Raw genomic sequence first — 8,686 nt, 5'->3', positions numbered from 1 at the left:
GGTCCCAAGCCCGGCGGACCGCGTCCCGGCCCGAAGCCGCCACGTGTCGGCAACAATCCCTACTCGTCGGCTCCCGCGGAGCGTCCGGCACCGCGTCCCGGCGCCCCTCGCCCGGGTCAGGGCGGTCCCCGTCCGACGCCCGGCCAGGGTCGTCCCGCGGGCGGTCCGGGTGGGCCCCGTCCCACTCCCGGCCAGGCCGCTCCGCGCCCGGCCGCCGGTCCCGGCGGACCTCGTCCGGCTCCCGGCCAGGGCGGACCGCGTCCGTCTCCGGGCTCGATGCCCCCGCGCCCGAACCCGGGTGCGATGCCGCAGCGTGCGGCACGTCCGGCCGCGACCGGTCGTCCGGGTCGTCCCGGCGCACCGGGTGGTCGTCCGGGCGGCGGTGGCGGCGGCTACCGCGGCGGTGGAGCCGGTGGCGGCGCAGGTGCCGGTGCCGGTGCAGGTGCCGGAGCAGCCGGTGGCTTCCGGGGTCGTCCCGGTGGCGGCGGTGGCGGTGCCGGTCGCGGTGGGCGCGGCGGCACGGCCGGTGCGTTCGGCCGTCCCGGTGGTGCTCCGCGTCGCGGCCGTAAGTCGAAGCGGCAGAAGCGGCAGGAATACGACTCGATGCAGGCACCGGCAGTCGGCGGTGTCCGGCTGCCCCGCGGCAACGGCGAGACCATCCGGCTCGCCCGCGGCGCGTCGCTGTCCGACTTCGCGGAGAAGATCGACGCGAACCCGTCGGCACTGGTCCAGGCGCTGTTCAACCTCGGCGAGATGGTCACCGCCACTCAGTCGGTGAACGACGAGACCCTCGAGCTGCTCGGCTCGGAGATGAACTACGTCGTCCAGGTCGTCAGCCCCGAGGACGAGGACCGCGAGCTGCTCGAATCGTTCGACATCCAGTACGGCGAGGACGAGGGCGGCGAAGAGGACCTGCAGCAGCGTCCGCCGGTGGTGACCGTCATGGGTCACGTCGACCACGGTAAGACCCGACTGCTCGACACGATCCGCAAGGCCAACGTCCGTGAGGCCGAGGCCGGTGGCATCACCCAGCACATCGGCGCCTACCAGGTGCTCACGCACCTCAACGGCGAAGACCGGCTCATCACCTTCATCGACACCCCGGGTCACGAGGCGTTCACCGCCATGCGTGCCCGCGGTGCGAAGTCGACGGACATCGCGATCCTCGTGGTCGCCGCCGACGACGGTGTCATGCCGCAGACGGTCGAGGCGATCAACCACGCCCAGGCGGCCGACGTGCCGATCGTGGTCGCGGTCAACAAGATCGACAAGGAGGGTGCGAACCCTCAGAAGATCCGCCAGCAGCTCACCGAGTACGGCCTGGTCACCGAGGAGTACGGCGGCGACACCATGTTCGTCGACATCTCCGCGAAGCAGGGCCTGAACATCGACCAACTGCTCGAGGCCGTGCTGCTCACTGCCGATGCGGCCCTCGACCTGCGGGCCAACCCGGACATGGAGGCCCAGGGCGTCGCGATCGAGGCTCACCTCGACCGTGGTCGCGGCCCGGTCGCCACCGTGCTGGTCCAGCGCGGCACCCTGCGGGTCGGCGACTCCATCGTCGCCGGCGACGCGTACGGCCGCGTGCGCCGCATGGTCGACGAGCACGGCGAGGACGTCCTGGAGGCTCTGCCTTCGCGTCCGGTCCAGGTCATCGGCTTCACGTCGGTGCCCGGCGCCGGCGACAACCTCGTCGTCGTCGAAGAGGACCGCATCGCCCGGCAGATCGCCGACCGCCGCAATGCGCGCAAGCGCAACGCGCTGGCCGCGAAGAGCCGCAAGCGGATCTCCCTGGAGGATCTGGATGCCGCGCTCAAGGAGCACAACGAGCTCAACCTCATCCTCAAGGGCGACAACTCGGGTACCGTCGAGGCCCTCGAAGAAGCACTCATGGGGATCGAGATCGACGACGAGGTGCGCCTGCGGGTCATCGACCGCGGTGTCGGTGGTGTCACCGAGACCAACGTCAACCTGGCTGCTGCCTCCAACGCGGTGATCATCGGCTTCAACGTCCGTGCCGAAGGCAAGGCGACGGAGCTGGCGAACCGCGAGGGCGTCGACATCCGCTACTACTCGATCATCTACCAGGCGATCGACGAGGTGGAGAAGGCCCTCAAGGGCATGCTCAAGCCGATCTACGAAGAGGTCGAGCTCGGCCGCGCCGAGATCCGCGCCATCTTCAAGTCCTCGAAGGTCGGCAACATCGCGGGTTGCCTCGTGCAGTCCGGCATCGTCAAGCGCAACGCGAAGGCACGGTTGCTCCGCGACAACAACGTCGTCGCCGAGACCGTCACCATCTCGTCGCTGCGCCGCGAGAAGGACGATGTCACCGAGGTCCGCGAGGGCTACGAGTGCGGTATGACGATCACCTACTCCGACATCAAGGTCGGCGACGTGATCGAGGCCTACGAGCTGCGCGAGAAGCCGCGCGACTGACGGCACCGCCGTCGGGTGACAGCTGACGGCACCGCCGTCGGTGACAGCTGACGGCACCGCCGTCGGGGCGGCGGGCGAGCAATCGTCCGCCGCCCCGACGTGTCAGCGCCCCGCTTCCCGGGGTATCCGCGCCGGGAGTCCAGACAGGAGGTCCGGTGTTCGTAGGCGCACTCGAACTGGATGTGCTGCTCGGTGACGTGCACTCCCTCAAAGGAAAGCGGTCCATGATCCGGCCGGTCCTCGCGGAACTGCGCCGGTTCGGGGTCTCGGCCACCGAAGCCGGGCATCAGGACCTGCACCGCCGCGCCCTGCTGGGGGTGGCATCGGCAGGTCCCGACGTCGGGCACGTCACCGACATCCTCGACCGGTGCGAACGCCTCGTCGCGGCCCGCCCCGAGTTGCAGTTGCTCGCAGCCCGCCGAAGAATTTTCGGTCCGGAAGACTGACCGGACGCCACATACGACACAGCCGCCCGCGGCTGAACACGACAGCCGCACCGCGGCGGACACAACAGCCGCACCGCGGCGAGGAGAGGAAGCGACTGACATGGCCGATCCAGCACGGGCCCGTCGTCTCGCCAAGCGCATCGCCACCATCGTGGCCACCGCGATCGATCACGAGATCAAGGATCCGCGGCTCGCGTTCGTCACGATCACCGATGCGAAGGTGACTGCCGACCTGCACGACGCCACCGTGTACTACACCGTGCGCGGAGCGGACCTCGACTCCGAGCCCGATCTCGCCGCGGCTGCCGCCGGCCTCGAGAAGGCCAAGGGAGTGCTCCGGACCAAGGTCGGCGCCGGGACCGGCGTGCGTTTCACACCCACCCTCACGTTCGTGACCGACACGGTGCCGGACACCGCCCGCCACATGGAGGAGCTGCTGGCCCGCGCCCGCGCCGCCGACGAGGCGGTCGCCAAGGCCCGCGAAGGTGCATCGCCCGCCGGCGAGGCCGATCCGTACAAGGAACCGCGTGAGCGAGACGCCGCCGGCGACGAATAGAACCGTCATGTCCGACATCACCTCGCCCGACAGCATCCCGTCCTCGACCGCCGTGGATCTCGGCGGTGCCGTCGAGCTGCTGGACGCGGCGACGTCCGTGACGGTGCTGTGCCACGTCCAGCCCGATGCGGACACCCTCGGTAGCGGCCTCGCGCTGGGGCTTGCGTTCGAACGCCGCGGCGTGCCCGTGCAGGTCGCGTTCGGATCGCCCGACGACGTGCCCGGCTCGATGCGGGAGCTGCCGGGTCTGCACCTGGTGACGCCCGCCGCGGAAGTGCGGGAGACCGTCGACCTGCTCGTCACCGTGGACTGCGGCACGGCAGGGCGTCTCGGGCGGCTCGCGCCGCGGCTGCACGGCTCCACGCGCACGCTCGTCATCGACCACCACCGGTCGAACACCAGGTTCGGCACCCACGACCTCATCGAACCGGACGCCGAAGCGACCGCTGCGGTCCTCGCCGACCTCTTCGACGTGTGGGGCGTCGAGATCGACGCGGATCTCGCGCACTGCCTGTTCGCAGGGCTCGTCACCGACACCGGATCGTTCCGGTGGGGCCGGGCGAGCTCGCACCTGCTGGCCGAACGGCTCCTCTCGACCGGCATCGACGGCGCCCGCATCACCCGGCAGCTGCTCGACACCCATCCGTTCGGATGGCTGCCGATGCTGTCGGCGGTGCTCGCGACCGCGACGCTCGTCCCGGAGGCCGCCGGCGGTCGGGGTCTCGTCCACGCGACCGTGATGCGCGCGGATTCCGCGCACCTGCGTTCCGAGGAGATCGAAAGCGTCATCGACATCGTGCGGACCACCGCCGAGGCCGAGGTCGCCGCCGTCTTCAAGGAGGTCGGTTCCGGGGTGTGGACGGTGTCGCTGCGCTCGAAGGACGGGATCGACGTCTCGCTCGTCGCTGCGCGGCTCGGGGGTGGGGGACACCGCGCCGCCGCCGGCTACACCGCTCACGGCAATCGCACCGAGATCGTGGCGGAACTGCGTGACGCCCTCGGCTGATCGCGTCGTGTCCGAGGTTTCGGCGAAACGGATCCTCGGGCTCGCTCTGCCCGCGCTGGGGGTACTCGCCGCCGAACCGCTGTACCTGCTGTTCGACATCGCCGTCGTCGGCCGCCTCGGGGCACTGGCCCTGGCCGGGCTGGCCGTGGGCGGGCTGATCCTCGCGCAGGTCAGCACCCAGTTGACGTTCCTGTCGTACGGAACCACGTCCCGGGCTGCCCGGTTCCACGGTGCCGACCGGCACACCGACGCCGTCGGCGAGGGCGTGCAGGCGACCTGGCTGGCGCTCGGTGTCGGCGCCGTCGTGCTGGTCGTCGGGCAGGTGCTCGCCGGTCCGGTCGCCGGCCTGATCGCCGGGGACGGTGACATCGCCGGATCGGCCGTGACGTGGCTGCGCATCGCCCTGTTCGGGGCCCCGCTGATCCTCGTCACCCTTGCCGGGAACGGGTGGATGCGCGGCGTCCAGGACACCGCGCGGCCGCTGCGCTATGTCGTCGTCGGGCTGGCCTTGTCGGCGGTGCTGTGCCCGCTGCTCGTCCACGGCCTGCTCGGTGCGCCCCGATGGGAACTGGCCGGCTCGGCCATCGCCAACGTGGCCGGACAGGCGGTGTCCGCGGCACTGTTCCTGCGGGCGCTGCTACGCGCGGGAGTGCCGCTGAAACCTCAGCGAACGATCATCGGCGCGCAACTGCGGCTCGGACGCGACCTCGTCGCCCGCAGCCTCGCCTTCCAGGCGTGCTTCCTGTCGGCCGCCGCGGTCGCCGCGCGTTTCGGAGCCGCCGCGGTCGCCGCGCACCAGGTGGTGTTGCAACTGTGGAATTTCGTGGCGCTGACGCTCGATTCGCTCGCGATCGCCGCGCAGGCGCTGGTCGGGGCGGCGCTCGGATCCGCGGACCGGGGCGGCGCCCATCGCCTGGCGTGGCGGATCACGGCCTGGTCGACGGTCTTCGCGGCGGTGCTCGCGCTGCTGTTCCTGCTCGGCAGCGAGGTGATCCCCGGTCTGTTCACCGGCGACGACGCGGTACTCGATCAGATCGGTGTCGCGTGGTGGTTCTTCGTGGCGATCATGCCCGCGGCGGGTGTGGTGTTCGCGCTCGACGGAGTGCTGCTCGGCGCCGGCGACGCCGCGTTCCTGCGGACCGCGACGCTGGCGTCCGCGCTTCTCGGGTTCCTGCCGCTCATCTGGTGCTCACTCGTGTGGGACTGGGGTCTGGCGGGAATCTGGACCGGCCTTACGGTGTTCATCGTGTTTCGGATGGTGGCCGTCGTCTGGCGGACGCTGTCGGGACGATGGATGGTGACGGGAGCGGACCGGCAGGCGCGGTCCCTCGAGCAGACGGAAGCGGAGGGGTAGAGCCGGTGGCGAAGCTGTGGGCGGTCAGCGACATCCATGTCGGGCACAAGGGCAACCGGCCCGTCACCGAGGACATCGTCCCGGAATCGCCGGACGACTGGCTGATCCTCGCCGGGGACGTCGCCGAGAAGAGCGACGACATCCGGTGGGCGCTGAAACTGCTGCGCAGCCGCTTCGCGAAGGTCGTCTGGGTGCCCGGCAACCACGAACTGTGGACCACGGCGAAGGACCCCGTGCAGATGCGCGGCGTCGCCCGCTACGACTATCTGGTCACCATGTGCCGGGAACTCGACGTGATCACCCCCGAAGACCCGTTCCCGGTGTGGGAGGGCGACGGGGGACCGGTGGTGCTGGTTCCGATGTTCCTGCTCTACGACTACTCGTTCCTGCCCGAGGGAACCACGACGAAGGCCGAGGGGCTCGCGCTGGCCCGGGACCGCAACGTCGTCGCGACCGACGAATTCCTGCTCGCCCCCGACCCGTACCTGACGCGTGACGCCTGGTGCCAGGCGCGCCTGGAGCGGACGCGGGAACGGCTCGACGCCCTGGATCCGGCGCTGCCGACGGTGCTGATCAATCATTTCCCGCTGGTGCGCGAGCCGACCCGGATGCTGTTCTACCCGGAGTTCGCTCTGTGGTGCGGCACCACCGACACCGCGGACTGGCACCTGCGCTACCGGGCGCTGTGTTCGGTGTACGGCCACCTGCACATCCCGCGCACCACCTACTACGACGGCGTGCGGTTCGAGGAGGTCTCGGTCGGCTACCCGCGCGAATGGCAGCGACGCGGCCTCCCCGATCAGGTGCTGCGGCAGATCCTGCCGGTCCCGGACTATCCGCCGGGCACTCTGAACAAGTGGGGCGGACACTTCACGGTGACACCCGAGATGGAAGCGGAAGTGGAGAAGATGCGCGCACAGCGAGCGCGGGAACTACAGCGAGCGAAGGGACTGCGGTGACGGAGACGACCCGGAACATCCCCGACGCGTCCGAGACCCTGATCGGACGGATCCTGCCGGACGGCGTCGTCGCCGCCGAACTGTTCGAGGACCCGCCGGGTCTGGCGCCGCACCCGCAGGAGGAGGCGCTCATCGCGAAGGCCGTCGAGAAGCGTCGCCGGGAGTTCATCGGCGCACGGCACTGCGCGCGGCAGGCGATGCGACGGCTCGGTGTCGATCCGTCGCCGGTCCTCAAGGGCGAGCGAGGCGTACCGCTGTGGCCGCGTGGTGTCGTCGGCAGCCTCACGCACTGCGAGGGCTACCGGGGTGCCGTGCTCGGATACTCGCTGCAGGTGCGGTCGGTGGGCATCGACGCCGAACCGCACGACGTGCTCCCGGACGGGGTGCTGCCCGCGGTGAGCCTCGAACCGGAACGGGACTGGCTCGCCGCCGCCCCCGACGACGACGTGCACTGGGATCGTGTGCTGTTCTGCGCGAAGGAAGCCACCTACAAGGCGTGGTTCCCGCTGACCGGCCGGTGGCTCGGTTTCGAGGACGCCCACATCACCTTCACCCGTGACGACAGCGCGGCGGGCGCGGTCGCGTCGGGGTCGTTCCGGTCGCAGCTGCTCGTGCCCGGCGACACCCGGGACGGGGCGCCGGTGTCGAAGTTCGACGGACGCTGGCTGGTCGCCGACGGGCTGGTGCTCACCGCCATCGCGGTGCGCTGAACCGGAGGTGGCAGAATCGGGCCACGTGTCTGCCACCGAGAATCCCGCCCTGGCCAATGCCGGTCTGCTCGTCGTCGACAAGGACCCGGGCATGACGAGTCACGACGTCGTGGCCCGCTGCCGGCGCCTGCTCGGCACCCGCAAGGTGGGGCACGCGGGCACCCTCGACCCGATGGCGACGGGCGTGCTCGTCCTCGGGGTGGAACGGGCCACGAAGATGCTCGGCCTGCTGTCGTTGACCACCAAGTCGTACACCGCGACGATCCGCCTCGGGCAGAGCACCGTCACCGACGACGCGGAAGGCGAGACGGTCGCGACCACCGATGCATCCGGCGTCACCGACGAGGAGATCGCCGCCGCGGTCGCCGCGTTGACCGGCGACATCGAGCAGGTGCCGGCGAGTGTCAGTGCGATCAAGGTAGACGGCAAGCGCGCCTACGCGCGGATGCGGGAGGGCGAGACCGTCGAGCTGGCCGCGCGGCCGGTGACGGTGTCGCGGTTCGACGTGTGCGCGCGGCGCGACCTCCCCGAGCAGGGATTCGTCGATCTCGACGTCGAGGTGGACTGCTCGTCCGGCACCTACATCCGCGCGCTCGCCCGCGATCTCGGTGCGGCGCTCGGGGTCGGCGCGCACCTGACGGCGCTGCGCCGCACGAAGGTCGGCCCGTTCGGGCTCGAGCACGCGCGCACCCTCGAACAACTCGCCGACGATCCCGCGCTGAGCCTCGACATCGACGCCGCGGCCCGCACCGCGTTCGCGTGCCGCACGATCAGCGACGCCGAGGCCGCGCTGCTCGCGAACGGCCGCTGGCTCGAACCGATCGGCATGCCGGGCGTGTACGCGGCGATCGACGCACAGGGCCGCGCGGCGGCACTGCTGCAGGAGAAGGGCAAGCGCGCGTCCGCGGTGTTCGTGGTGCGGCCGTCCAACCTGTGAACTGGACGAGTCTGTGAGCTAGACGAGCCAGATGGCGTCGGCGGCGGGGTTGCCGAGGTCGACGGTGCGGTCCGGGTCGCCGCCGATGCTCACCGCGACCGTGCCGGCGAAGTCGCGACGCTCGATCACCCGGATCTCGGTGTCGAGCGCGATCCCGACGTCGTCGAAGTAGCGCAGCATCGCCGGATCGTTGTCCGAGATGCGGGCGACGCGTCCGAACTCCCCGGCGGCGAACGAGCTCAACGGGCGCGCCGGTGGGGTGGGGATCGTGCCGTCCGGGGT

Annotated in this window: 9 protein-coding genes; 8 read left to right on the top strand and 1 reads right to left on the bottom strand. The window is 70.8% G+C overall.

Going from position 1 to position 8,686, the window contains the following annotated elements; translation table 11 throughout:
• The 8 genes from infB to truB form a co-directional block, all read left to right on the top strand.
• Positions 1-2,436, top strand: a 2,436-nt coding sequence (gene infB / locus M1M07_RS31395; protein WP_197254954.1) for a translation initiation factor IF-2, incomplete at its 5' end; no start/stop codon positions are given.
• A gap of 155 nt (positions 2,437-2,591) precedes the next feature.
• Complete coding sequence (locus tag M1M07_RS31390) at positions 2,592-2,882, top strand: DUF503 domain-containing protein (protein WP_248676658.1); 291 nt, start codon at positions 2,592-2,594, stop codon at positions 2,880-2,882.
• Between the two features lie 100 nt (positions 2,883-2,982).
• Positions 2,983-3,438: a 30S ribosome-binding factor RbfA gene (gene rbfA / locus M1M07_RS31385; RefSeq protein ID WP_197254958.1), complete on the top strand. Its 456-nt coding sequence runs from the start codon at positions 2,983-2,985 to the stop codon at positions 3,436-3,438.
• A gap of 7 nt (positions 3,439-3,445) precedes the next feature.
• Positions 3,446-4,444: a bifunctional oligoribonuclease/PAP phosphatase NrnA gene (locus M1M07_RS31380; protein WP_248676659.1), complete on the top strand. Its 999-nt coding sequence runs from the start codon at positions 3,446-3,448 to the stop codon at positions 4,442-4,444.
• Positions 4,428-5,798 carry an MATE family efflux transporter gene (locus M1M07_RS31375; RefSeq protein WP_248676657.1) on the top strand — a complete coding sequence of 457 codons (1,371 nt, stop codon included), beginning with the start codon at positions 4,428-4,430 and terminating at the stop codon, positions 5,796-5,798. Before M1M07_RS31380 ends, M1M07_RS31375 begins: the two co-directional genes overlap by 17 nt.
• A 5-nt stretch (positions 5,799-5,803) precedes the next feature.
• Entirely contained in the window at positions 5,804-6,757 is a 954-nt protein-coding gene (locus M1M07_RS31370) for a metallophosphoesterase (protein WP_248676656.1), read from the top strand.
• A gap of 38 nt (positions 6,758-6,795) precedes the next feature.
• Positions 6,796-7,467 carry a 4'-phosphopantetheinyl transferase Npt gene (gene npt / locus M1M07_RS31365; RefSeq protein WP_197254971.1) on the top strand — a complete coding sequence of 224 codons (672 nt, stop codon included), beginning with the start codon at positions 6,796-6,798 and terminating at the stop codon, positions 7,465-7,467.
• Between the two features lie 25 nt (positions 7,468-7,492).
• Positions 7,493-8,404, top strand: a complete 912-nt coding sequence (gene truB / locus M1M07_RS31360; protein ID WP_248676655.1) for a tRNA pseudouridine(55) synthase TruB — start codon at positions 7,493-7,495, stop codon at positions 8,402-8,404.
• Positions 8,405-8,422: 18 nt separating this feature from the next.
• Here truB and M1M07_RS31355 read toward each other — a convergent pair.
• Positions 8,423-8,686: FeoA family protein (locus tag M1M07_RS31355; RefSeq protein ID WP_248676654.1), on the bottom strand; the 264-nt coding region annotated here is incomplete at its 5' end.

Source organism: Rhodococcus sp. HM1, assembly GCF_023218075.1.
In the GTDB taxonomy this organism is placed as follows: Bacteria; Actinomycetota; Actinomycetes; order Mycobacteriales; family Mycobacteriaceae; genus Rhodococcus.
The sequence above is the reverse complement of the archived record's forward strand: the minus strand, read 5'-3'. Positions and strand labels throughout refer to the sequence as shown.

Bases quoted from the DNA above. Each gene is read 5' to 3' on its own strand.
- M1M07_RS31380 (WP_248676659.1), top strand. From the start codon at position 3,446: ATGTCCGACATCACCTCGCCCGACAGCATCCCGTCCTCGACCGCCGTG.
- rbfA (WP_197254958.1), top strand. From the start codon at position 2,983: ATGGCCGATCCAGCACGGGCCCGTCGTCTCGCCAAGCGCATCGCCACC.